At 68.6% G+C, this 24053-nt stretch carries 21 protein-coding genes and 1 tRNA gene; 14 read left to right on the top strand and 8 right to left on the bottom strand.

Going from position 1 to position 24053, the window contains the following annotated elements; translation table 11 throughout:
* Positions 1-3: 3 nt before the first annotated feature.
* The 3 genes from ACWELJ_RS16380 to ACWELJ_RS16370 all read right to left on the bottom strand — a co-directional run bounded on the left by ACWELJ_RS16380 (position 4) and on the right by ACWELJ_RS16370 (position 3170).
* Positions 4-1167, bottom strand: a complete 1164-nt coding sequence (locus ACWELJ_RS16380; protein ID WP_452366961.1) for an alkane 1-monooxygenase — start codon at positions 1165-1167, stop codon at positions 4-6.
* Positions 1168-1409: 242 nt separating this feature from the next.
* The gene (locus ACWELJ_RS16375; RefSeq protein WP_452366960.1) at positions 1410-2669 is read right to left on the bottom strand and encodes a lipase family protein; all 1260 of its coding nucleotides are present in this window, start codon (positions 2667-2669) and stop codon (positions 1410-1412) included.
* A 427-nt stretch (positions 2670-3096) separates the two neighbouring features.
* A tRNA-Arg gene (locus ACWELJ_RS16370) sits at positions 3097-3170 on the bottom strand.
* 203 nt (positions 3171-3373) lie between these two features.
* On the opposite strand from ACWELJ_RS16370, the gene ACWELJ_RS16365 reads away from it, so the two are divergent.
* The 8 genes from ACWELJ_RS16365 (at position 3374) to ACWELJ_RS16330 (ending at position 16022) form a co-directional block, all read left to right on the top strand.
* Positions 3374-5413: a cytochrome c oxidase assembly protein gene (locus tag ACWELJ_RS16365; protein ID WP_452366959.1), complete on the top strand. Its 2040-nt coding sequence runs from the start codon at positions 3374-3376 to the stop codon at positions 5411-5413.
* 11 nt (positions 5414-5424) lie between these two features.
* Positions 5425-6369 (top strand): threonine/serine dehydratase, encoded by a 945-nt coding sequence (locus ACWELJ_RS16360; RefSeq protein WP_452366958.1) that lies wholly within the window; start codon positions 5425-5427, stop codon positions 6367-6369.
* Between the two features lie 145 nt (positions 6370-6514).
* Positions 6515-6964, top strand: coding sequence for a single-stranded DNA-binding protein (locus tag ACWELJ_RS16355; protein WP_452366957.1), 450 nt, complete (start codon positions 6515-6517; stop codon positions 6962-6964).
* Positions 6965-6974: 10 nt separating this feature from the next.
* A complete protein-coding gene (gene ettA, locus ACWELJ_RS16350) occupies positions 6975-8651 on the top strand; it encodes an energy-dependent translational throttle protein EttA (protein ID WP_452366956.1) in 1677 nt (558 codons plus the stop codon).
* A gap of 456 nt (positions 8652-9107) precedes the next feature.
* Positions 9108-14024 (top strand): NAD-glutamate dehydrogenase, encoded by a 4917-nt coding sequence (locus tag ACWELJ_RS16345; RefSeq protein ID WP_452366955.1) that lies wholly within the window; start codon positions 9108-9110, stop codon positions 14022-14024.
* Positions 14025-14062: 38 nt separating this feature from the next.
* The gene (locus ACWELJ_RS16340) at positions 14063-14497 is read left to right on the top strand and encodes an acyl-CoA thioesterase (protein ID WP_452366954.1); all 435 of its coding nucleotides are present in this window, start codon (positions 14063-14065) and stop codon (positions 14495-14497) included.
* Positions 14498-14510: 13 nt separating this feature from the next.
* A complete protein-coding gene (locus tag ACWELJ_RS16335; RefSeq protein ID WP_452366953.1) occupies positions 14511-15185 on the top strand; it encodes a hypothetical protein in 675 nt (224 codons plus the stop codon).
* 105 nt (positions 15186-15290) lie between these two features.
* Positions 15291-16022, top strand: coding sequence for a dienelactone hydrolase family protein (locus ACWELJ_RS16330; RefSeq protein WP_452366952.1), 732 nt, complete (start codon positions 15291-15293; stop codon positions 16020-16022).
* A gap of 73 nt (positions 16023-16095) precedes the next feature.
* On the opposite strand, the gene ACWELJ_RS16325 is transcribed toward ACWELJ_RS16330, so the two are convergent.
* Positions 16096-16413 (bottom strand): AzlD domain-containing protein, encoded by a 318-nt coding sequence (locus tag ACWELJ_RS16325; RefSeq protein WP_452366951.1) that lies wholly within the window; start codon positions 16411-16413, stop codon positions 16096-16098.
* Positions 16414-16453: 40 nt separating this feature from the next.
* A complete protein-coding gene (locus ACWELJ_RS16320; RefSeq protein WP_452366950.1) occupies positions 16454-17236 on the bottom strand; it encodes an AzlC family ABC transporter permease in 783 nt (260 codons plus the stop codon).
* A gap of 114 nt (positions 17237-17350) precedes the next feature.
* On the opposite strand from ACWELJ_RS16320, the gene ACWELJ_RS16315 reads away from it, so the two are divergent.
* On the top strand, positions 17351-17983 hold the full coding sequence (locus ACWELJ_RS16315; protein ID WP_452366949.1) for a helix-turn-helix domain-containing protein: 633 nt from the start codon (positions 17351-17353) through the stop codon (positions 17981-17983).
* Between the two features lie 212 nt (positions 17984-18195).
* Here ACWELJ_RS16315 and ACWELJ_RS16310 read toward each other — a convergent pair whose 3' ends face one another.
* Positions 18196-18924, bottom strand: a complete 729-nt coding sequence (locus ACWELJ_RS16310; protein ID WP_357279914.1) for an HNH endonuclease — start codon at positions 18922-18924, stop codon at positions 18196-18198.
* A 300-nt stretch (positions 18925-19224) separates the two neighbouring features.
* Here ACWELJ_RS16310 and ACWELJ_RS16305 point away from each other — a divergent pair, with 300 nt between their 5' ends.
* From ACWELJ_RS16305 to ACWELJ_RS16285, 5 genes are all read left to right on the top strand, one after another.
* Positions 19225-19629: a globin gene (locus ACWELJ_RS16305; protein ID WP_452366948.1), complete on the top strand. Its 405-nt coding sequence runs from the start codon at positions 19225-19227 to the stop codon at positions 19627-19629.
* A 155-nt stretch (positions 19630-19784) separates the two neighbouring features.
* A complete protein-coding gene (locus tag ACWELJ_RS16300; protein ID WP_452366978.1) occupies positions 19785-21341 on the top strand; it encodes a glycoside hydrolase family 13 protein in 1557 nt (518 codons plus the stop codon).
* 100 nt (positions 21342-21441) lie between these two features.
* The gene (gene ctaJ, locus ACWELJ_RS16295) at positions 21442-21720 is read left to right on the top strand and encodes an aa3-type cytochrome oxidase subunit CtaJ (protein ID WP_452366947.1); all 279 of its coding nucleotides are present in this window, start codon (positions 21442-21444) and stop codon (positions 21718-21720) included.
* 10 nt (positions 21721-21730) lie between these two features.
* The gene (locus ACWELJ_RS16290; protein WP_452366946.1) at positions 21731-22174 is read left to right on the top strand and encodes a DUF5130 domain-containing protein; all 444 of its coding nucleotides are present in this window, start codon (positions 21731-21733) and stop codon (positions 22172-22174) included.
* A gap of 145 nt (positions 22175-22319) precedes the next feature.
* On the top strand, positions 22320-22733 hold the full coding sequence (locus ACWELJ_RS16285; protein WP_452366945.1) for a helix-turn-helix domain-containing protein: 414 nt from the start codon (positions 22320-22322) through the stop codon (positions 22731-22733).
* Positions 22734-22799: 66 nt separating this feature from the next.
* Here ACWELJ_RS16285 and ACWELJ_RS16280 read toward each other — a convergent pair whose 3' ends face one another.
* Positions 22800-23387 (bottom strand): ClpP family protease, encoded by a 588-nt coding sequence (locus tag ACWELJ_RS16280; protein ID WP_357279904.1) that lies wholly within the window; start codon positions 23385-23387, stop codon positions 22800-22802.
* Entirely contained in the window at positions 23384-23986 is a 603-nt protein-coding gene (locus tag ACWELJ_RS16275) for a ClpP family protease (protein ID WP_452366944.1), read from the bottom strand. The genes ACWELJ_RS16280 and ACWELJ_RS16275 overlap by 4 nt, the downstream gene beginning before the upstream one ends.
* Between the last annotated feature and the right edge of the window lie 67 nt (positions 23987-24053).

The following is a 24053-nucleotide window of genomic DNA, read 5'->3' as shown; positions in this document are numbered from 1 at the left end:
GGGTCAATGGTGGAGGGCGTGCCGGCGCGTGGGTCGTGGGGAGTGGTGTGTGGCTTCCGGTTTGGTGTTCACCAGTGACAGGTCGCCGCCGTAGTGCTCGAGGACCCGGTGGTCCATGACGGCGTGCCAGAGCGGAGGGAAGGCGGCGAGCAGGATCATGGTGGCGTATCCGGCCGGGAGTTGCGGGGCCTGCTCCGAGCTGCGCAGGGTTTGGTAGCGGCGGCCCGGGTGGGCGTGATGGTCGCTGTGGCGCTGGAGGTGGAACAGCAGGACGTTGGTGACGAGGCGGTCGCTGTTCCAGCTGTCGCGGTGAGAGCACCGCGCGTACTTGCCGTTGGCGCGGCGTGGCCGCAGCAGTCCATAGTGCTCGATGTAGTTGACGGTCTCCAGCAGGCCTGCGCCCAGTATGGCCTGCAATAGGAGATACGGAATCACCACGAGGCCGAAGATCAGGATCAGGGCGCCCCACAACGCGAGACTCATCGTCCACGCCTGTAGTAGCTGATTGTGCCGGCTCAGCCAGTGTTTTCGCTTGCGTAACAGTCGTTCTCGCTCCAGCCGCAAGGCTGAGCGGAAGCCGCCCGCCGCACTGCGTGGCAGGAATCCCCAGAGGGACTCACCGAATCGGGCGCTGGCCGGATCCTCGGGTGTCGCCACCCGCACGTGATGGCCGTGATTGTGCTCGACGAAGAAGTGCCCGTAACCCGATTGCGCCAGTGCGATTTTCGCCAGCCAGCGTTCCAGGTGTTCGGCTCGGTGCCCCAGCTCATGGGCGGCGTTGATGCCGATTCCCGACACGAATCCGAGCGTCACCGCCAATCCGAGCTTGTCGGCTACGCTCAGCTCGGGACTTGCCCACAGGTAGCCCGCCACGAACAGCCCGGTGAATTGCAGCGGCAGAAAAAGATACGTACACCATCGGTAGTACCGGTCCTCGGACAATGACCGGTAGTCCTGGTCGCGTGGATTGCTCCCGTCATCGCCGAACGAGAGATCCAGCAACGGGATCAGCACCAGTACGAAAACCGGGCCGATCCACCAGAATATGGGGAGCCCGGTGCGGGCTACCAGTTGTGACGGAACCACAGCGCACGAGGGAGCGATCAGCCCCAGAATCCAGAGGTACCGCTTGGGATCTCGCGCCTTCGAATTCTGAAATATTCGCATGTGTGTGTGCCTCGGTGATCCAACAGAACAACACCTGGTTCAAAGTGTGCGCGGTCGAAATCGGTAGGCTCAAACCTCGCTCCAGGCTAGCGGTTTCCGCCGCGAGTTCTGCTGAAACCGCCAAAAAAACGGACTGACCGGGCAATTCAACCTGGTCCTCGAACGCGTGATGCCCGGCAGCCGAGATTCGGCGAAAGCACCGATTCTCGGCTGCCGGGCATCGTGGCCCGAACGTCACAGGGTCAGGGCAGCGCCCAGCAGTTGTTCGGTGCGGGCGCGCCGGCGAGCCGGTCGGTCACCCACTGCTGCGAGGCCGTCAAGGACGGGAAGAACGCCATCACGTGCGTGCCCACCACGCCGGAGACGGGCGGGATCTCGGCGTTGGCGTCGAGCTGGACCGGCGCTCCGTCCCCGCACCACGCCGCCGCCATCGCCCGGACCGGCCCGTACGGCGCCCCCTCGTCGTTCATGGCCGAGGCGGTGAGGACCGGTACCGACGGGGTGAGCGTGCCGAGGCGCTGTTCGGCGAAAGCCGATTGCAGCGCGGGATTGCGATCGATCACCGCGGTGATCGGTTCCCCGCTGGTGGTCCATTCGGAGGTGTTCGGATGGACCTGGGCCAGGCCGGTCGGGACCGCGCATTTACCCAGCGCCTCGCGCAGGATCGCCTTACCGGTGTCGTTGAGCTCGGCGTCGAGGATCGGGCGGGTTTCGGGATAGTCGGCGGCGATGCCATTGAGAATCCAGGCGGTGGCCGGCGCCATGAGCGATTTTCCGTCGTTGTAGCCGATGAAGAATTCGTCATCGACCACCGGACCGCCCACGTAGGCGCCGCGGACATTCAGGTCGGGCGCGTAACTCGACTGCAGTTCGGCCGCTCCCGCGGAGGCCATCCCGCCCTGGGAGTACCCGTAGAGGGCGACCGGCGTACCCGGCCCGAGGCCGCTGCCGGGCAATCGCACCGCGGCGCGCGCCGCATCCAGCAGGGCGTAGGCCTGTGCCTTGCGGTTGAGGTAGTCGTGCACGTCGGGGGTACCGAGCCCGTGATAGTCGGTGACCACCACCGCCATTCCGCGGGTGAGCAGGGAAGTTATTGCCAGCAGGTCATATTCGAACGTGATGTCGGCCGGGGGCTGGTACTGCACGATCTGCGTCATCAGTTTCGACGGCGCGCATTGGTTGCCCTGGCCCTTCGTACCGCCCGCGTACGCGATCAGCGGACGCTCGCCCGGACCGGTCCACGGCACGGTCGGCTGCAGGTAGGTGCCCACGACCGCGGTCGGCGCATCGTGGGTATCGCTGCTGACGTACATCATTCGCGTCGCGGCGGCCGGAACGACACCGGGCATTCCGGGCGTGGAGAGAGCCACCTGCGCCGGTTCCGCGCGGACGATGGCACCCGGTGTGGGCGGTAGCGGCGGCGGCAGGTAGAAGTCGTCACCCGCCGCGACGGGTTCGGCCCCGGCGAGTAGCGCCGAGTTCGGGACGCCCCCTCCGACCATGATGAGGGTTCCTGTCAAAGCTGCGGCAAATCCAAGCAGTCGGCTCCGCAATTCTTTTCCGATCCTTCCTATGATGGTGAGGGACCCAGGCATCGAATCGGGTGTTGAGGCTATACGCAGGCTTATCGGATCTTTGTGAATCAGCGGAAGAAACGCCGAATTCGCGTTCGCCCACCGCGATTCGACCGCGTGTCGCTGCGTGGCCGCAATTGCCGAGTTCGGGGTGTGCGTTCGGTCACCACCGGCCACGGCAGGACCGGTCCGGGATCGTGGTCGATGCCGGCGGAGTCCGCGCGCCGCGCCTATTGTCGTCGAACGGGTACCGGCAGCACTGTCGCGGATGCGGCCCCGGCCCTGGCTGTTTGAGCGCCGTTGGGTGTGGGTATGAGTGAACCTGGCACTGTTTGTGCAGGTCACCCATGAAAAGCGCCCCCGGCAGGAATCGAACCTGCGACCTAGGGATTAGAAGGCCCTTGCTCTATCCAACTGAGCTACGGAGGCAGTGCGGGCATCGGCGGTGATGCGGGCTCCAAACACCTTGACCCAAATCGATCACGGTGTCCAGCGGGTTGAGTATAGCGAGCGTCCAGGTTAGTAATGCTTCGCCGCTTAGCAACCGTTCGGCGCGTCGGGGCGGTAGTGCGGACCGGAGGACCGGAAACCCCAGGGGAGTCTGGACGGGCGCTCCGAACTACCCTGGGCGTATGTCGTCAGTGCAGGACCCGCCCGCAGGATCGGATGTTTCGGCGAATCGGTCGGGTTCGGGGGTGACGTTCGCCGCGGTCACGGCACTGGGTGGAGCGACGGCCGCATTGGTGGCGGCGCTGGTCGTGGCACTGTCGGCGGCACACGCCCTGACCTTGCTGGGGATTCCGGATCCTGGTCCGCTGACCACGTACGGGCTGCCCGCGGTGCGGGCGGTGGCGGATCTGTCGGCGGCGCTGACCATCGGATCGCTGCTGTTCGCGGCGTTCTTCGTGCCGCCACAGGAGAGCGGCGTACTCGACGTCGGCGGGTACCGGGCGCTGCGCCGGGCCGGGAACGCGGCGCTGGTGTGGGCCGGATCGGCGGCGCTGCTGGTGCCGCTGACGCTGTCGGACACCACCGGGCAACCGCTGCTGAAGTCGCTGCGGCCCGAGCAGGTCTGGCGGGCCGCGGATCAGGTCGAGGTCGCGGGGTCGTGGCGGTTCACCGTGTTCATGGTGCTGGTGCTGGCCGTGGCGTGCCGGGTGGCGCTGCGCTGGGGCTGGACGCCGGTGCTGCTCCTGCTGTCGGTGCTCTCGCTGCTGCCGGTCGCGCTGACCGGGCATTCGTCCTCGGGCGGCGCGCACGACCTGGCCACCAACAGCCTGATCCTGCACCTGTTGTCGGCCTGCTTCTGGGTGGGCGGGTTGTTCGCGGTGCTGGCCTACGCGCTGCGCGACGGCAAATACACGGCACTGGCCGTGCGCCGGTTCTCGATCGTGGCGACCGTCTCGTTTGTGGTGATCGCGATCAGCGGTGTGATCAACGCCCTGGTCCGGATGCCCGTGTCGGAACTGCTCGCGACCACCTACGGCAAGCTCGTCCTCGCCAAGGCCGCGGCGCTGATCCTGCTCGGCGTCATGGGCTACCTGCAGCGCCGCAACGCGATCCCGGACCTGGAACGGGATCCGCGGGATCGCGGCGCGCTCATCCGCCTCGCCGGCGTCGAGGCGCTGATCTTCGCGGCCACCGTCGGCCTCGCGGTCGGCCTGGGCCGCACCCCGCCGCCGGACCAGAGCACCGTGCCGACCCCGACCGAGGTCGAGATCGGCTACAACCTGGCCGGGCCGCCGACCGTGGCGCGGCTGCTGTTCGACTGGCGCTTCGACCTGATCTTCGGCACCCTAGCCCTGGTCCTGGCCGCGCTGTACCTGCGCGGCGTGCTGCGGCTGCGCAAGCGCGGCGACGACTGGCCGATCGGCCGGACCATCGCCTGGCTCGCGGGCTGCCTGACGCTGCTGCTCGCCACCAGTTCCGGAGTGGGCCGCTACGCACCGGCCATGTTCAGCGTGCACATGGCCCAGCACATGATGCTGTCGATGCTGGCCCCGATCCTGTTCGCGCTGGGCGGTCCGGTGCTGCTGGCGCTGCGCGCGATCCAACCGGCCGGTCGGAATCAGCCGCCGGGGGTGCGCGAATGGATCCTGGCGGCCGTGCACAATCCGGTGTCGCGGTTCCTGACCCAGCCGGTCGTGGCCTCGGTGCTGTTCGTCGGCGGCTTCTACGCGCTCTACCTGGGCGGCATCTTCGACAAGTACGTCGGCACACACGGCGCCCACATTCTGATGAATGTGCACTTCCTGCTCAGCGGCTACCTCTTCTACTGGGTGGTCATCGGCATCGACCCCAAGCCGCGCCCGGTGGAGCCGCTCACCAAGCTCGGCATGGTCTTCGGCTCACTGCCGTTCCACGCCTTCTTCGGCATCGCGCTGATGAGCATGAACACGGTGATGGGCGGCTGGTTCTACCGCGGCCTGGGCCTGTCGTGGAACAAGGACCTGCTCTCCGATCAGCACACCGGCGGTAGCCTCGCCTGGGCCAGTGGCGAGGTGCCGCTGGTCGTGGTGATGCTGGCGCTGCTCATCCAGTGGTCGCGCAGCGATCAACGGCTGGCGAACCGGCTCGACCGCAAGGCCGAGCGCGATGACGACGCGGATCTGACCGCGCACAACGCCATGTTCGCCGAGCTCGCTCGCCGTGACAGAGAGGTGCGCAAGTGAAGGATGTCGCCATGGCGACCCGGAAAGTGAAGCGGCTCTACCGATCCGACGTGCGCCAGGCCCGCCGCCTGCTGCGCGGGTACACCCGCAAGACACCGGTCTTCCACACCGAGATCCTGGGCCCGCGGGGCCCGGTCCCGGTGACGCTCAAACTCGAGCATCTCCAGCACGGCGGCACCTTCAAGGTGCGCGGCTGCCTCAACGCGCTGCTGCAGGCCCCCGGCGATCAGACCCAGGTGGTGCTGGCCTCGGCCGGCAATGCCGGGATCGCGGCGGCGCTGGCCAGCGCGGTGCGCGGAATGTCGTGCACGGTCGTGGTTCCGGAGTCGGCCTCGCATACCAAGGTGGCGGCCATGTGGTCGCACGGGGCCGAAGTGCTGTGGCACGGAACCACTTACGCCGAGGCGCAGAAATACGCGCGTCAGCTCGCCGCCGAGCGCGGCGCCATGCCGTTGCACGCCTACGACCTGCCCGAGATCGTGGCCGGGGCGGGCGTGGTCGGGCTCGAGATCGAGGAGCAGGTGCGCGGCAGACCGACGGTGCTGGCCGCGGTCGGCGGCGGTGGCCTGGTGGCCGGGATCGCGGTGTCGCTCGGGCTGCGCGGCCGGGTGGTGGGGGTCGAGCCGGTGGGCGCGCCGACCCTGCACGCGGCGCTCGCGGCCGGGCACCCGGTGGACGTCGACGTCTCCAGTGTGACCTCGGATTCGTTGGGCGCGAACCGGATCGGCGATATCGCCATGGAGGTGGCGCGGCGCTACGCGGTGCGATCGGCGCTGGTCAGCGATGACGCGATCGTGATGGCGCGGGAGTACCTGTGGCGCGAGTTCCGGATCGTGGTGGAGCCGGCGGGCGCGGCCGCGGTGGCGGCGATCCAGTGCGGGGCGTATGTGCCGGGGCCGGGGGAGCGGCCGGTAATCGTCTTGTGCGGGGCCAACACCGACCTCACATCCCTGTAACCCCTGCGAAAGTTGTCCACACCCCGCGAGTTGTCCACACTCGCCGAGGCGGGGTCTCCCGCCGCCCACGCTCCCGGGCGAAGCTGGAGGCCGGACCGAACGTAGGGCTCGCGGCGACGGGCTCGAATCGACAAGGGGGAGCGCGATGTACGAGGCGAATACCGCGGTGATCGGCCGGGTCGTCACCCAACCGGTGCTGCGCGCGCTGCAGAACGGCGATCAGCTGCTGAGTTTCCGGATGGCCAGTACCGCCCGCCGCTACGATCAGGCCGCCGGGGACTGGGTGGACGGTGGCACGTTGTACCTCACCGTAAGCTGTTGGCGACGGGGGATCATCGAGGGAGTCGAAGCGTCGCTGCAACGAGGTGACCCGGTCATCGCGTACGGGCAGCTGCGCTCGAACGAGTACACCACCCGAGACGGCGCGGAGCGCACCGACCTCGAGATGCGGGCCCTGGCAGTGGGTCCCGACCTGGGTCGTTGCACCGCCCCGGTGGTGCGCAAAACCTTCGGCCGATCCGACCGGACCGACCCCGTGGAACGGCCGTCCGCCGATGCGGACACTGCCGGAGAACCCGCTACTACACACAGTTAGGCTTGCCGATATGGCTGAGTTCATTTACCAGATGGTGAAGGTGCGAAAGGCGCATGGCGACAAGGTCGTGCTCGACAATGTGACCTTGAACTTCCTTCCCGGCGCGAAGATCGGTGTCGTCGGCCCGAACGGCGCGGGTAAGTCCAGTGTGCTGAAGATCATGGCGGGACTGGACCAGCCGAACAACGGTGATGCCTGGCTCGCGCCGGGCGCGACGGTCGGCATCCTGCAGCAGGAGCCGCCGCTCAACGAAGAGAAGACCGTGCGCGGCAATGTCGAGGAGGGCCTCGGCGAGATCAAGGTGAAGCTGGACCGCTTCAACGAGATCGCCGAGCTCATGGCGACCGACTACTCCGATGAGCTGATGGAGGAGATGGGCAAGCTCCAGGAGGAGCTCGACCACGCCGACGCGTGGGATGTCGACTCCCAGCTCGAGCAGGCCATGGACGCGCTGCGCTGCCCGCCGCCGGACGAGCCGGTCACCAACCTCTCCGGTGGTGAGCGCCGTCGTGTCGCGCTGTGCAAGCTGCTGCTGAGCAAGCCCGACCTGCTGCTGCTCGACGAGCCCACCAACCACCTCGACGCCGAGTCGGTGCTGTGGCTCGAGCAGTTCCTCGCCACCTACCCGGGCGCCGTGCTGGCCGTCACCCACGACCGGTACTTCCTCGACAACGTGGCGGAGTGGATCCTCGAGCTGGACCGCGGCCGCACCTTCCCCTACGAGGGCAACTACTCCACCTACCTGGAGAAGAAGGCCGAGCGCCTCGAGGTGCAGGGCAAGAAGGACCAGAAGCTGCAGAAGCGCCTCAAGGAGGAGCTGGCGTGGGTCCGCTCCGGCGCCAAGGCGCGTCAGGCCAAGAACAAGGCGCGTCTGGGCCGCTACGAGGAAATGGCCGCCGAGGCCGAGAAGATGCGCAAGTTGGACTTCGAGGAGATCCAGATCCCGGCCGGTCCGCGCCTGGGCAATGTGGTCGTCGAGGTCGAGAACCTGGACAAGGGCTTCGGCGACCGCCAGCTCATCAAGGATCTGTCGTTCACCCTGCCGCGCAACGGCATCGTCGGCGTCATCGGCCCGAACGGTGTCGGTAAGTCGACGCTGTTCAAGACCATCGTCGGCCTGGAGAACGCCGACAGCGGCAACGTGCGCGTCGGTGACACCGTCAAGCTGAGCTACGTCGACCAGGGCCGCGCCGGTATCGACCCGAAGAAGACGGTGTGGCAGGTCGTTTCCGACGGGCTGGACCACATCCAGGTCGGCCAGGTGGAAATGCCCTCCCGCGCTTATGTTTCGGCCTTCGGGTTCAAGGGTCCGGACCAGCAGAAGCCGGCCGGGGTGCTCTCCGGTGGTGAGCGCAACCGCCTGAATCTGGCGCTGACCCTCAAGCAGGGCGGCAACCTGATCCTGCTCGACGAGCCCACCAACGACCTCGACGTCGAGACCCTGAGCTCGCTCGAGAACGCGCTGGAGAACTTCGCGGGCTGCTCGGTGGTCATCTCCCACGACCGCTGGTTCCTCGACCGCACCTGCACGCACATCCTGGCGTGGGAGGGCACCGAGGACAATCCGGCCGCGTGGTTCTGGTTCGAGGGCAACTTCGAGGCCTACGAAGCCAACAAGGTCGAGCGCCTCGGCCCGGAAGCGGCCCGTCCGCACCGGGTGACCCACCGCAAGCTCACCCGCGGATAGCGCGCCACCCCAACCGAATTCACCGCTCGCCCCCACCCGGAGATCCGGGTGGGGTAGCCGGACCGTGCCGTCATCGGCCGGCTACCGCGGGCCCGGGTTCCGATCCGGCCCGCGGGCGAGCGGTCGGTTGACCACTTTTGTCCGGCTGGGCGAGGTTTGCTGGACGGTTTACGGTTCGCTGGATGGCAGGCCGTGATCGGACAAGTGAACGGTTATCGAACAGCGAACTCAGCGGTTTCGCATTCGCACTAGTGCGTGAAAACTGTTTTGGTGCAAGGTTTGTCGGAGACGACCTGGCGATATCGGGCGAACACCTCACTCATCGAACCGTCCGGTTTGTCGGTATTGTGAGACGCGGCGTGGCATTGACAGGAATTCGACCCGGTACCTGTTGTGTCCAGCTACTCTCGCATCGGCGTCACTTTGTTACGGAACCGAATCCGAGGAGTTGGCGAAATGACGGTCTCGTCCGAATTGTCCAGCGCGGCCTGGGCTGCGAGTTTGCCCAAGTCCCTGGGCGGCAACCTCGTGTCCCTCGAGGAGGCATATTTCCGTCACGTCGACGCCGGCGACGCGGACTGCGCCATTCCCGCGACCTCCACCCACATCTTCCGCTGCCACGTCGATCTGGCCGTGCAGCGCACCCCCGGCACCGCGAATGTCCATGTGTACCAGGCGGATGACGAGGCCGGGCTCGGTGTCGCCATCCAGCTGGTCACCGACGACATGCCGCTGCTCGTCGAGTCCGTCACCGCCTTCCTGAGCCGCATCGGGGTCAGTGTCAGCGAGGTCGTGCACCCCATCTTCGAGGTCACCCGAGACGCCGCGGGTCGCCTGGAGACGGCGGTTCCGCACGAGGTCGACAGCAATGGCGCGGCCGGTCTGCCCGAATCCTGGATGCACGTGCAGCTGCACCCCGCCACCAGCCGCGCTCAGCTCGAGCGCATCGAGTCCGCGCTGCCCGACGTGCTCACCGACGTGCGCCGCGTCATCGAGGACACCGAGGCCATGCGCGAGGCCCAGGAGCACGTCGCCGGCGAACTCGACCGCGCCGCGTCCTCCGGTAGATCGGCTTTTCCGACAACCGATCTCACCGAATGCGCCGACCTGCTGCGCTGGCTGGCCGACGGCCACTTCACCGTGCTCGGCTACGCCCGCTACGAACGCAGCACCGTCGACGGCGAGGCCAAATCGATCATCGTCCCGGAGACCAGCCTGGGCGTGCTGCGCCCCAATGTCGGCACCGACTTCCGCGTCCCGGACAACAGCGGTGACCAGCCGCTGCTCATGCTGACCCAGGGCCTGGTCCCGGCCACCGTGCACCGCGCGGTCTACCCGTACTTCGTGGGCGTCGCCGAGATGGACGAATCCGGTGCGGTCACCGGTGAGCACCTGTTCATCGGCGTCTTCACCGTCACCGCCCTGCACGAGAACGTGCTCGACATCCCGGTCATCCGGCGCCGGGTGCGCTCCATCATCGAGTCCAGCGGCTTCGATCTGGACTCCTTCTCGGGCCAGGAGATGCTCGAGGTCATCCAGGCCTTCCCGCGCACCGAGCTGTTCTCCTCCGGCGGCGACGCGCTGCGCCGCACCGCCAGCGCCGTGCTGAATGTCGGCATGCGCCGCCAGGTCCGGCTGTTCATGCGCTTGGACGGCTACGGCCGCTTCGTGGCGTGCATGGTGTACCTGCCGCGCGACCGCTACACCACCCGGGTGCGCCTGGAGATGCAGGACATCCTGGTGCGGGAGCTGGGCGGCGTCTCCATCGACTACTCCGCCCGGGTGTCCGAAAGCGACCTGGCCAGTGTGTATTTCACGGTTCGCCTGCCCGATCAGGGCGTCACCGGAGATATCGCGGCGGCCGACACCACCGAGACCAACCGGCTGCGCATCCAGCACCTGCTGGCCGAGGCCAGCCGCACCTGGGACGACCACCTGCGCGACGAGGTGGCCACCTCCGCGGTGCTGGATCCCGTGGTGGCGCAGCGCTACGCGGAGTCCCTGCCGGAGAGCTACAAGGAGGACTTCGACCCCACCCGCGCCATGGCCGACATCCTGCGCCTGCAGGGCCTGGCCGAGGGCGGGATCGATCAGCACCTGTACCGCAAGCTCGATTCCGCCCCGGGCTCTTGGCGTTTCACCCTCTATGTCGGGGGCGGCGGCATCTCGCTGAGCCAGGTGCTGCCGCTGCTGCAGAGCCTCGGTGTCGAGGTGATCGACGAGCGCCCGCACCAGGTCGACGGTGATCACGGCCCGGAACAGTGGATCTACGACTTCGGCCTGCTGGCCCGCCCCGAACTGCTGCGCAGCGCCCTGGACCGGAACATGGACGCCGAACTGGTGGAATCCGTGGGCCGCCTCGACGCCCTCGACGCCCAGGTGCGCGGGCTGCGGGTGCGCTTCACCGAGGCCTTCGAGGCGCTCTGGTACGGCCGCGCCGAGGCCGACGGTCTCAATGAGCTGGTGCTGCGCGCCGGCCTGAACTGGCGCGCCGTCGCCATCCTGCGCGCCTACTCGAAGTACCTGCAGCAGGCCGGATTCCCGTACAGCCAGGCCGCCATCACCCGCGTGCTGCTGGCGTACCCGGAGGCGGCGAGCATGTTCGTCGACCTGTTCTCCGCGCTCTTCGATCCCGATTCGGCCAATGCCGAGCACGCCGCGGAGCTGGAGGGTGCGGTCCGCCGCCGGATCGACGAGGTGGTGAGCCTGGACGCCGACCGCATCCTGCGTGCCATCCTCGGTCTGATCAAGGCCACCCTGCGCACCAACTACTACGTCCTCGACGCCGAGGGCCGGTCGCGGGATTACCTGTCGTTCAAGGTGGAACCGCGCGAGATCGCCGAATTGCCCAAGCCCCGACCGCAATTCGAGATCTTCGTCTACTCGCCGCGGGTGGAGGGCGTGCACCTGCGCTTCGGTCCGGTGGCCCGCGGCGGCCTGCGCTGGTCGGACCGGCTGGAGGACTTCCGCACCGAGATCCTGGGCCTGGTCAAGGCGCAGGCGGTGAAGAACGCCGTGATCGTGCCGGTCGGCGCGAAGGGTGGATTCGTGGTGAAGCAGCCCCCGGCCGCCACCGCCGATCCGGTCGCGGACCGTCAGGCGCTGCAGGGCGAGGGCATCGCCTGCTATCGCACCTTCATCTCCGGCCTGCTCGACGTCACCGACAATGTGGATCGCGCCACCGGCGCGGTGCTGCCCCCGGCCCGGGTGCTGCGCCGCGACGCCGACGACACCTACCTGGTGGTCGCCGCCGACAAGGGCACGGCCACCTTCTCCGATATCGCCAATGACGTTGCCCAGCAGTACGGTTTCTGGCTCGGTGACGCCTTCGCCTCGGGCGGTTCGGTGGGCTACGACCACAAGGCCATGGGCATCACCGCCAAGGGCGCGTGGGAGAGCGTGAAACGGCACTTCGCCGAGATGGACATCGACACCCAGTCGCAGGACTTCACGGTGGTCGGCGTCGGCGATATGTCCGGTGACGTGTTCGGCAACGGCATGCTGCTCTCCCGCCACATCCGCCTGCTGGCGGCCTTCGACCACCGGCACATCTTCCTGGACCCGAATCCTGATGCGGCCACCTCGTACGCCGAGCGTGAGCGCATGTTCGCCCTGCCCCGCTCGTCGTGGGCGGACTACAACAAGTTGCTGATCAGCGCCGGCGGCGGCGTCTACGACCGCACGGTCAAATCGATTCCGGTCAGCGAGCAGGTGCGCGAGGCGCTGGGCCTGGCCGCCGACGTCACCTCGCTGTCGCCGCCGGAGATGATCCGCGCCATCCTGCTGTCCCCGGCACAGCTGCTGTGGAACGGCGGCATCGGCACCTACATCAAGGCCGCCGCGGAGACCAATGCCGAGGTGGGCGACAAGTCCAATGACGCGGTCCGGGTGAACGCGAACGCCCTGCGCGTCAATGTGATCGGCGAGGGCGGCAACCTGGGCGTCACCGCGCACGGCCGCATCGAGTTCTGCAAGCACGGCGGCAAGATGAACACCGACGCGCTCGACAACTCCGCCGGCGTGGACTGCTCCGACCACGAGGTCAATATCAAGGTGCTGCTCGACGGCGTGGTCTCGGCGGGCGAGCTGTCCGAGGCCGAGCGCAATCCGCTGCTGGCCTCGATGACCGACGAGGTGTCGGCGCTCGTGCTGCAGGACAACGTGTCCCAGAACTATCTGATGGGCATGTCCCGTGCCGAGGCGCCGCGCATGCTGAACGTGCACCAGCGCCTCATCGAGGATCTCGAGGACCGCCGCGGCCTGGACCGCGAGCTCGAGGCGCTGCCCTCGGACACGGAGCTCAAACAGCGCATCGAGGACGGTGCGGGCCTCACCTCGCCCGAGTTGTCGAATCTGATGGCGCACGTGAAGCTTTCGCTCAAGGCCGATCTGCTGGCCAGCGATCTGCCCGATACCGCGTACTTCGCGGCGCGGGTGTCGCAGTATTTCCCCACCCCGTTGCGCACCCGGTTCGGCACCGCCATCAAGCGGCACCGCCTGCGCCGCGAGATCACCAGCACCATGCTGGTGAACGAGGTGGTGGATCTGGGCGGCATCACCTACGCCTTCCGGCTGGGCGAGGAGATCGGGGCGTCGGCCTCCGACGCGGTGCGCGCCTTCACCGCCGCCACCCGGATCTTCGATCTGCACACGGTGTGGAAGACCATCCGTGACGCGCAGGTCTCCACCGGCATGAAGGACGCACTGGAGCTGGAGACCAAGCGCACGCTGGACCGCGCCTCGCGCTGGCTGCTCAACAATCGCCCGCAGCCGGTCGCGGTGGGGGCGGAGATCCACCGCTACTCCCAAGGCGTGCGCACGCTCGCGCCGAAGGTGCCGGGCTGGCTGCGCGGTCACCACATCGACACGCTCAACGAGCAGTCGCGGGCCATCGCCGAGCAGGGCGTGCCCGCCGAGCTGGCCACCACGGTGTTCGGCCTGCTGAACCAGTTCCCGCTGCTGGACGTGCTCGATATCGCCGACATCACCGATCGCAGCGGTGAGGAGGTGGGCGCGCTGTACTACGCGCTCAACGATCACCTGAAGATCGATTGGCTGTTGCAGGCGGTCAGCCACCTGGAACGCGGCGACCGCTGGCACGCGCTGGCCCGGCTCGCGCTGCGCGACGACATGTACGGGTCGCTGCGCTCGCTCACCCTCGACGTGCTCTCCGCCGGCGACCCGGAAGAGACCGCCGAGGAGAAGATTGCATACTGGGAGTCGAAGAATCAGTCCCGATTGGGCCGTGCACGCTCGGCCCTGTCGGAACTTTTCGAGTCCGGAACCCACGACCTGGCCACGCTGTCGGTTGCGGCGCGGCAGGTGCGCAGCATGGTGAGTGGGGTGGGTGCGCAATCGGAGGTACCGCGTTGACGATCGGTTCGCTGAACGGCCTTGCAGCAGGCCCGGGTGTGACGGACACGGCCACACCCGGCCGTTTCCACACCACCGTGGAGGTGCGCTGGTCGGATATGGACGCCTTCCAGCACATCAACCATGCCCGCATGGTGACCCTGCTGGAGGAAGCCCGGATCCCGTGGCTGTTCCTGGACGAGCGACCGACCGTCAAACTGCGGGCCGGGTGCGTGCTGGCCGACCTGCGGGTGCAGTACAAGGGCCAGCTGCGCCACGAGGATTCGCCGCTGGACGTCTCGATGTGGATCGAGCGGCTACGCGCCGTGGACTTCACCGTCGGGTACGAGGTGCGCGCCGCGGGCGCGGCCCCGGACTCCCCGGCGGCGGTGATCGCCTCCACCCAGTTGGCCGCCTTCGACATCGACACCCAGCGACTACGCCGCCTCACCACCGAGGAACGCGACTACCTGTCGCTGTGGCTGGCCGACTGACCCGAGAACCGTCTTGTCGGGACAACTGACCCTGCACGTTCCGGATCCCGCGGAACGCGAGAACCTGGCGACCTTCCTCACCCATGCCGTCCGGCTCGATCCGGCCGCGGTCATCCGCCTGCGCCGGCGCGGGGACCGCTTCGTCTCCGCGTGGGCCGCTACCGGATTCGAGGCGCTGGCGGTACGGACCGTGGTCGCCGAACTCGGGATGGACGATGTGACCGTCGGCGCGGACGCCGTCCTGTCCGGGCTGCACGGGCCCGGCGCGAGCACCGGGTTCGGGCTGGGCTTCGCCATGGATTCCGCCTGGCACGGGGCTTTGCCGCCGGAGACCGGGTTCGTCCACGTGGAGGATGTGCCCGCGCGCATGCTCGTCGAATTGGCCGAGCGGGGCGCGGAGATCGCGCAGGAGCACGGCGGCAAGCACGGCCCGCCCGCGGCGCTGCTGGATCAGACCGTGCTCACCGTCTCCAGCGCGGGTGAGCGGGTCGAGGTGCCGATGCGGGTGGTCTTCGCGCTGGCCGCCATGGATTTCATTCCGCACGGCGGCGAGAAGACCGACTCCCGGCGCATCGCGGTCGACGAGATCGTGCGGGTGCGCGCGGCGCGGACCTGGCTGCGCCTGGACGCTCGCTACGGATCGGTGGCCCGCCGCCGTGGACCGTCGCTGCCGCTGCTGACGCACTGAGCCCACGGCCCGTCGCGAAAGATGATGTGTCCCATCGGCTGTTCGATGGAATACATCGCCGGATCGAGTGGCCGCATCCGCGCTCGCCGCACTACGTTTGGCGGTATGACAGCTGTCGCGATCGAGACCGGGTGGGTCGACCTGAAGGTCGGCGACTCCGTGATGAGCGCCTATGTGGCCCACCCCGCCGAGCCCGGCTCCTATCCGGGAGTCGTTGTCGGACACGAGATCTACGGCCTGCACGCCACCGCCAAGCAGGCCACCGAGCGGATCGCGGCGCTGGGCGCGATCGCCATTCTGCCCGACCTGTTCCACCGGGCGGCGCCGCGCGCCGACCTGGAGTTCGGGGGAGAGGGCCGCGAGCGCGGCTTGGAACTGCTGCGCACGTTGAGCCGTCCCGCCGTGCTCGCGGATATCTCCGCGTGCCTCGACGAATTGCGCGGCCGGGAGGCCACCTCCCTGAACATGGTCGGCTTCAGCGCGGGCGGCCACGTCGCCTACTACGCCGCGACGCAACTCCCGCTGGCCGCCACCGCCGCCTTCTATCCGGGCTGGCTCACCAACACCGATATCCCGCTGTCCACCCCGGAGCCGACCATCGAGGCGACCTCCGGCATCACCGGCCGCGTTCTGCTGTTCTTCGGCGGCCTGGATCCGCTGATCGACGCCGAGGCTCGGGACGAGCTCGAAGCAGCGTTGACGGCCAATGACATTCCGCACGAGATCGTGGTCTACGAGGATGCCCCGCACGGCTACGTCTACCCGGGCCGCGACTGGTACCGCGCCGAGCTCGCCGAGGATTCCTGGACCCGGATCGCGGACCTGCTCGGTCGCTGACGTTCCCGAGGCCGGTGCGCGCCGAGCAGATTTCAGCGCGCGCCGGACCGATGTCAGTGCACGCCGACCGATGTCAGTGCACGCCGAGCATCCGGAGCCCGGCGGTGACGACCGCGGCCGACAGGATCACCACGATCAGCGGCGCCCGCCGCCAGGCCAGGACGGCCGCGACCAGGACGCCCGCGGGCAGCGCCCACCCGAATCGACCACCGCCCGAGGGCATCAGCGTGGTGACGGCCAGCGCGGTGAGCAATACGACCGAGGCGATCTCCAGCAGCCGGATGGTGCGTGGCGAGATCCGGATCCGGCTCCGCAACAGCGGCCCGGCGAACCGAAACGCGAAGGTGCCCAAGGCCAGCGCCATCGTGGCCAGCAACAGGGTCTTGGTCATCGCGCACCGCTTCCGGAGCTCAGCGCGCCACAGTCGGCCCTCATCGGGTGCTCCCGGTCCCGGTCGTGACGGCGGTGTACCCGGTTGTGACGGTGGAATTCCGGTTCGTGCCGGGGGTGTCGACAGCGGTGCCCGTGCTCCGGCTCGCGATGCTCACGGTCTCATCGGCGGTGCCGTCGGGCTCGGCCGCGCCCGCGCGGTGCGCGACCAGCAATACGGCCGCCAACGCGAGCAGGACCGGCAGGCCCGCGCCGAGGAACGGTGTGGTCGCCGCGGCGAGGGCCGCACCGGCCAATGCGGCGGTGCGGGTGAGGGAGTCGCGCAGGGCGGGCAGGACGAGGGCGAAGAGGACGGCGGGGAAGACGGCGTCCAGGCCGAACATGTTCGGGTCGGGTACGACCGCACCGAGGACCGCGCCGATCGCCGCGCCGAGGGGCCAGGCCGCGACGACGGAGAGGCCGCAGATCCAGTAGGCGGCGCGACGCCGGTCACGGTCGGGCTGGGCGAGGGCCATGGCGACGGATTCGTCGTTCATGACGTGGGTGCCGAGCAGTCGCCGCCAGCCGGTGCCGACCACGTCGGGGACGGACAGGCCGTAGGGTACGTGCCGGGCGTTGACCAGGAGTCCGGCCAGGACGGCGGCGACCAGGCCGCCGCCGGCGGTGAGGATGCCGATGAAGACGAACTCCGAGCCCCCGGCCACGACCGCGATGCTCAGCAGGACCGGCAGCCAGCCGGGCAGCCCCGCGGTCACCGCGGTCGCGCCGTAGGACACCCCGATCACCGCGACTGCCAGGCAGATCGCCGCGATTCCTGTGAGCACACCCCGATCGAGTGTTCGCCATGCCGAACGCATGTTTTCTATAATGAACACACCGGGTCGGGTTCGTCAAAGGGGCGTGCCGGAGGAACGATCGCGGACAGGGAGGCCGGTACTGTGAACGCCACCATGACCCAGCAGCCCGACCGCTCCACGCAGGCGTCTCCCCCCGGGGCGCCGGCATCCCCGCAGGACGCGATCCCCTCGTCCCCGCAGGAGGCGATCGCCGCGGCCCTGCGCCGGGAGCGCGCCCGCTCCGGGCTCTCGCTGACCGAGGTCGCCAAGCGGGCCGGTATCGCGAAATCCACGCTGTCCCAGCTGGAATCGGGTTCCGGGAATCCCAGCATCGAAACGCTGTGGGCGCTCTGCCTCGCGCTCGACATCCAGTTCTCCCGGCTGCTGGATCCGCCCACACCTCAGGTGCAGGTCATTCGCGCGGGGGAGGGCCCGGTGCTCGCCTCAGCCCAATCGGAGTACCGGACCACGCTGCTCGCGGCCTCCCCGCCCGCCGCCCGCCGTGACGTATATCGCGTCACCGCGGAGCCTGGCCACCCTCGTGACTCGGTCCCGCATTCGCGCGGCGTCGTCGAGCACATCGTGCTGTGTGCCGGTCGCGCCAAGGTCGGCCCCGCCGAGGATCCGTTCGAACTCGGACCCGGCGACTACATCTGCTACCCCGGCGATATCCCGCACGTCTTCGAGGCCCTCGAACCGGGCACCTGGGCGCTGCTCGTCAGCGAATACAGCTGACCCTCGAATGTCCCTGCCGCCGCGGGGATCTCACCGCATCGCCGGCCGCCAGGCGGACAGCAGACGCACCGCCGCCGGCCCGACGCGGGTGGCGGCCATCGGCCCCGGATTACGGGCCACCGAGCGCATTACGGGCCACCGAGCGCACGGCCTCACGGCATGCGCTCGGCGTGCCGGCCGCCGAAGCCGGTTTGCCTACCGGCGAGTGACGGCTAGGCCGCGCCCTCGCCCAGGTACTGCAACCACGTCGGGTCCAGCTCGGAGCTGGCCGACAGCAGCCGCCAGTGCGGGCCCTTGGGCGCGACCATCGGATGGTGCAGGGCCCAGCCCAGTTCACTCAGCAACTTGTCCGCCTTGCGGTGATTGCACGGCGCGCAGGACGCCACACAGTTCTCCCACGAGTGGGCGCCGCCGCGGCTGCGCGGAATGACGTGATCGATGGTCTCGGCCTTGCCGCCGCAGTAGGCGCAGCGGTAGCGGTCGCGATGCATGAGGGCGGCGCGGGTCATGGGTACCCGTGCCCGGTAGGGAACACGCACGTAGTTGCGTAGTCGGATGACCGAGGGGAGCGACACCGAGGTCCCGGCGGAATGCACGACCGGACCCTCCGGATTGTCGTGCACGGTATCGGCCTTGTCGCAGATCAGCAGCACGATGGCGCGGCGCGCGGACAGGGCGGTGAGTGGCTCGTACGTGGCGTTGAGCAGCAGCACGCGGCGTTTGGCCCAGGCGGGGACGGGTGCTGCGGTGGGTGGGTGATGCGAGTGTTCGCGGTGGTCGCCCGGATGGGCGGGCTCGGGATGAGCGCCCGGATGATGCTCGGCATGAGAATGTTCGGACAGTAAGTGCAGCGGAGTAGCCCCCGACCCACGATTGTGGACATCGGCGGGCTGGAGTTGTCGATGCGTCCGCGCCTCTCGGGCGCCGTGCCGCTGCTTCATGGGCCATACCCCGGTTTCGTATAAGTCCGATTGTGTGGTATCTCGGCAGACTGCCACCCAGTTGACCATGGAACGGCGCACAATGCCATCTCTTTCGACACATTGTCAGACACATTCGGATGAACACCGCGTGACGGTGTTTTATCTGCCCCTCCGCTGCGCTCCGGGGCGGGTTCGCGGCCCCCGAAGTCTCGATTCTTCCCTCCTCCGCTCCTCCGCTTCGCTCCCCCGCTCCGTCAGTCCAGAATCGAGACGGGCCGCGAACTTCGGGCGGGTGCGGGGGCTAATTAGACTCGAGGCGTGACTTCCGGCGAGCAGACTCAGATCTCCTTCTTCGAGGCCGTGGGCGGGCAGGCGACGTTCCATCGGATCGTCGCGGCCTTCTACCGCGAAGTGGCCGCGGACGAGGTGCTGCGGCCGCTGTACCCGGAAGAGGATCTGGGTCCCGCCGAGCGCCGGCTGCGGATGTTCCTGGAGCAGTACTGGGGTGGCCCGCGGACCTACTCCGACGAGCGTGGCCACCCGCGCCTGCGGATGCGGCATCACCCGTTCAAGGTCGGCCCGATCGAGCGGGACGCGTGGCTGCGGGCGATGCGCATCGCGGTGGCGGAGATCGAGCCGGAGGTGCTCGACGACGCGCATCGCAAGCAGTTGCTCGACTACTTCGAGATGGCCGCCAATTCGCTCATGAACTCGCCTTTCTGAGTTCGTGTCACTGAAATCGCAGCGTCCCACCGGGATTCCGGCCGGTTGTGACTGTCCGCTGATCATTTGCTGAAACTGGACAAGTCCTTCCGACGCGCCCGCGAAAGCCGCTGTGCTTTGGCACCATTACCGCTGTGACCGACAAACTCGCCGACATGCCCTGGTGGCGGTCGGCCGTGTTCTACCAGGTGTATCCCCGTTCCTTCGCGGACTCCGATGGCGACGGAGTGGGCGATTTAGGCGGATTGCGGGACAAGCTGGGCTATTTGGAGCTGCTCGGCGTGGACGCCCTGTGGATCTGCCCGGTGATGTGCTCACCCATGGCCGACGGCGGCTACGACGTGTCCGACCCGCGCGATATCGACCCGCTGTTCGGCGGCCAGGCCGCCCTGGACGCGGTCATCGCCGAGGCGCACGATCGGCGCATGCGGGTGACCATGGACCTGGTCCCCAATCACACCAGCGATCGGCACCGGTGGTTCCAGCAGGCGCTGGCGGCCGGACCGGGCAGTCCGGAGCGGGCGCGCTACTGGTTCCGGGACGGCCGCGGCCCGGATGGCGCACTGCCGCCGAACAATTGGCCGAGCATCTTCGGCGGCCCGGCCTGGACCCGGGTGCGTGAACCCGACGGCAGACCCGGGCAGTGGTATCTGCACATCTTCGCGCCCGAGCAGCCGGACCTGAACTGGGAAAACCCGGAGGTCGCAACCGATTTCGAACAGACCTTGCGGTTTTGGCTGGATCGCGGCGTCGACGGCTTCCGCCTCGATGTGGCGCACGGCATGGCCAAACCCCCGGGCCTGCCGGACATGGAGCGCATCGACACCCGCATGCTGCACCTCGAGGACGACGATCCGCGGTTCAACAACGCGGGGGTGCACGAGATCCACCGGCGCGTGCGCAAGGTGATGGACGAGTATCCGCACGCGGTCGCCATCGGCGAGGTGTGGGTCAACGACAACGCCCGCTTCGGCGAATACGTGCGCGCCGACGAACTGCATCTGGCCTTCAACTTCCGCCTCGCCCAGACGCCCTTCGACCCGGATCGCATCCGTGCGGCCGTGGACAATTCGCTGCACGCGGTGGTGGGCGTGGGCGCGACGCCCACCTGGACGCTGTCCAACCACGACATCGAACGCGAGGTCACCCGCTACGGTGACGGCCCCCTCGGGCAGGCCCGGGCGCGGGCCATGATCCTGCTGGAGCTGGCGCTGCCGGGCGCGGTATTCGTCTACAACGGAGCCGAACTGGGACTGGCCAATGTGGACGATCTGCCGGAGTCGGCGCTGCGCGACCCCACCTGGGAGCGCTCCGGTCACACCGTGCGCGGCCGCGACGGCTGCCGGGTGCCGTTGCCCTGGGAGGGCACGCGGCCGCCGTTCGGGTTCACGACGGGCGAGCCGTGGTTGCCGATGCCGCCGGAGTGGGCGGGCGTGAGCGTGGAGCGGCAGCTGGAACGGCTGGATTCCATGCTGTCGCTGTACCGGATGGCGATCGACTTGCGGGCGGTCCGGCCGGAATTCGCGGGACCCGGGGTCGAGTGGTACGGGAGTCCGCCGGGGTGCCTGGCGTTCCGCCGCGAGGGTGGGCTGCTGTGCGTGCTCAATGCCACCGACGCGCCGATTCTGCTGCCCGCGGGGGAGGTGCTGCTGGCCAGCGCCCCGCTGGCCGGTCGCCGGCTTCCGGCGAACTCGACGGCCTGGTTGGTCTGATCGGCGCGGTCCTGTCCGTCCGAAAGGTGAATGTCACGACACGGCCGCACTAACCCTTACCGGTCGTAGTAGTCACGGGGCGATCGACTACCGTTGGGCCGTGAGCATTCTCCAGACAGTGCTGATCTACGTCGGCATCCCGGTCGCGATCTATCTGGCGATCGCCGGATTGTCGTTCCTCGGCAAGCCGCTGCCCGGCGAGAAGCCGGAACACTACGAACTCGGTGCGAAGTGGACCCAGCCTCCGGTGCTGTGGAGCGCGACCGACGAGGTGACCGGGTCCGGCCACCACGACACTGCTGATTCGCATGGTTCCCATGCGGCTATCGAGTCCGCCCACGCGGAGCTGATCGGAGGCCGGGCAAGTGGCAAGTTCTAAGTGGCCCGCGGTGAACGAGGCCGACCTACCCCACGGCTGGGCCCTCACCTCCAGCGGACGCGTCTCCGGCGTGCACGAGGCCGGCGACGTCTTCAAGGAAGCGCCGTTCAGCGACCGTGAGCGGCTGCTCATGGACAACGCCCTCACCGACGCCACCCGCGCCACCAAGGTGCGCTTCAACGTCTTCATCGGCGACTTGGGCGCCGACTCCGCCGCCGGCGTGGACGCGCTGTTCCCGGCCACCCCGGAGGCCGCCCGTTCGGTCCTGATCGCGGTGGACCCGAACACCAAGTCCGTCGAGGTCCGCTCCGGCCACGAGATCGCCGAGCGCGCCAACGACCGTGTCTGCCAGCTCGGCGCGACCGCCGCCACCAGCTCCTTCCGTCAGGGCGAGCTGATCGACGGCCTGGTCTCCGCGGTGCGCGTGATGGCCGCCGCCATCGGCCGCGTCTAGCCGGTTTCCGATCCGACGAAGGACGCCCGGGGCTCGAGCCCCGGGCGTCCTTTCGTGTTCGCCGGGCCCGCGGCCGTGTGCCGGGGGAGTTCGCTCTCAGCAGATCGAGACGCGACGGCCGGTCGGGGCACTTTACGCTCGGTGTATGTCCGAGCATCCGCGCCTGCAGGCGCTTCCCGGTGGTCTGGATCGAGCGGGCCGGTCGGTACGTCCCACGACCTCGCCGGCGCCCGCCCACGAACGCGGGGACCGGGAACCGCTGTGGCGTGAGGCGCTCGGCCAGCGATTGCGCTCGATGCGGCTGGACCTGGGCGAGAAGCTCTCCGAAACCGCCGGCCGCGCGGGCATCTCGCCGCAGTACCTGTCCGAGGTGGAGCGCGGCCGCAAGGAACCCTCGAGCGAGATGATCGCCGCGCTGGCGGGAGCCCTCGGCATCAGCGTGGGCGGCCTCACCCGCCAGGTCGCCGAGGAGCTGCTGCGCACCCGCCTGACCCCCGCCGCACCGCCCGCGGTGCCGCACCGCTACGCCGGTCAGGTCATGCTGTCGCTGGCCGCCTGACCCGCGCGCCGGCACGCCTCGCGCACCGGGCCCGCATCGACATCGTCGGCGCGGGCGTTCCGGAATTCAACGGGGACCGAGCAATTGGTCCGCCAGGCCGTAGGCGATGGCGGTCTCGGCGGTGAAGACCCGGTCGCGGTCGGTGTCGCGGCGCAGGGTTTCGGCGGGTTGGCCGGTGTGGGTGGTGAGGATGGCCTCGATCTGGGCGCGCATGCGGACGATCTCGTCGGCTTGCAGGATGAGGTCGGGGATGGTGCCCTGGCCTCGGATCGCGGGCTGGTGCAGGACGATTCGGGAGTGGGGCAGGACGTTGCGGCGGCCCTTCGCGCCACCGGCGAGCAGGACCGCGCCGACGGCGATGGCCTGGCCGACGCAGGTGGTGACGACGGGGGACGAGATGTGCTGCATGGTGTCGTAGATGGCGAGCATGGCGGGCAGTTCGCCGCCCTCGCAATTGATGTAGAGGTTGATGTCCTGGCCGGGGCTTTCCGCGTCCAGGTGCAAGAGCTGGGCGATGAGGGCGTTGGCGACGCCGGAGTCGATGGGGGTGCCGAGGTAGACGATGCGCTCGCTGAGCAGGTGCGAGTAGACGTCCATGATCCGTTCGCCGCGCGGGTCGCGGGTGATCACGTTCGGAATCGTGTAGGTGCTCATGCCGAGATCCCCAGTTTCTGCCGTGCGGGGACCACCTGGTGGAAGGAGTCCACGATGTGGTCGATGAAGCCGTACTCGCGGGCTTGTTCCGCGGTGAACCAGCGGTCGTGGAGGGAGTCCTCGAAGATCTGGTCGTAGGGCTGGCCGGTGTCCTCGGCGATCAGGCCCAGCACGGTCTGCACCGTGTAGCGCAGGTCGTCGGCCTGGACCTCCACCTCGACGGCGCTGCCGCCGATGCCCGCCGAGCCCTGGTGCATGAGGATGCGGGCGTGCGGCAGGGCGTAGCGGTGGCCGGGGGTCCCGGCGGAGAGCAGGAATTGCCCGGCGCTGCAGGACAATCCGAGCGCGAGGGTGGAGACCGGGCAGGGCACCAGCCGCATCACGTCGCGGATGGCGAGCATGGCGGGCACCGATCCGCCGGGCGAGTGGATCCACAGCGAGATCCCCGCCTCCGGGTCCTCGGCCGCGAGCGTCAGCAGCTGGGTCATCAGCAAGGTGCCGTTGTCGTCGTCGAGCCCGCCGTCCAGCACCAGGACCCGCCGGGCGAAGAGCTGTTCCCTGGTGCTCCAGTTGAACATCGGAGTCTTGTTGTCTGCCATGCCTTCACGGTGCCGCAGCCGGCCCCTGGAAGTCGCGTCCCGCTGCTGTGAGCGGATCCGCTCACAG

It is taken from the genome of Nocardia sp. NPDC004582 (assembly GCF_053602115.1).
The sequence above is the reverse complement of the archived record's forward strand: the minus strand, read 5'-3'. Positions and strand labels throughout refer to the sequence as shown.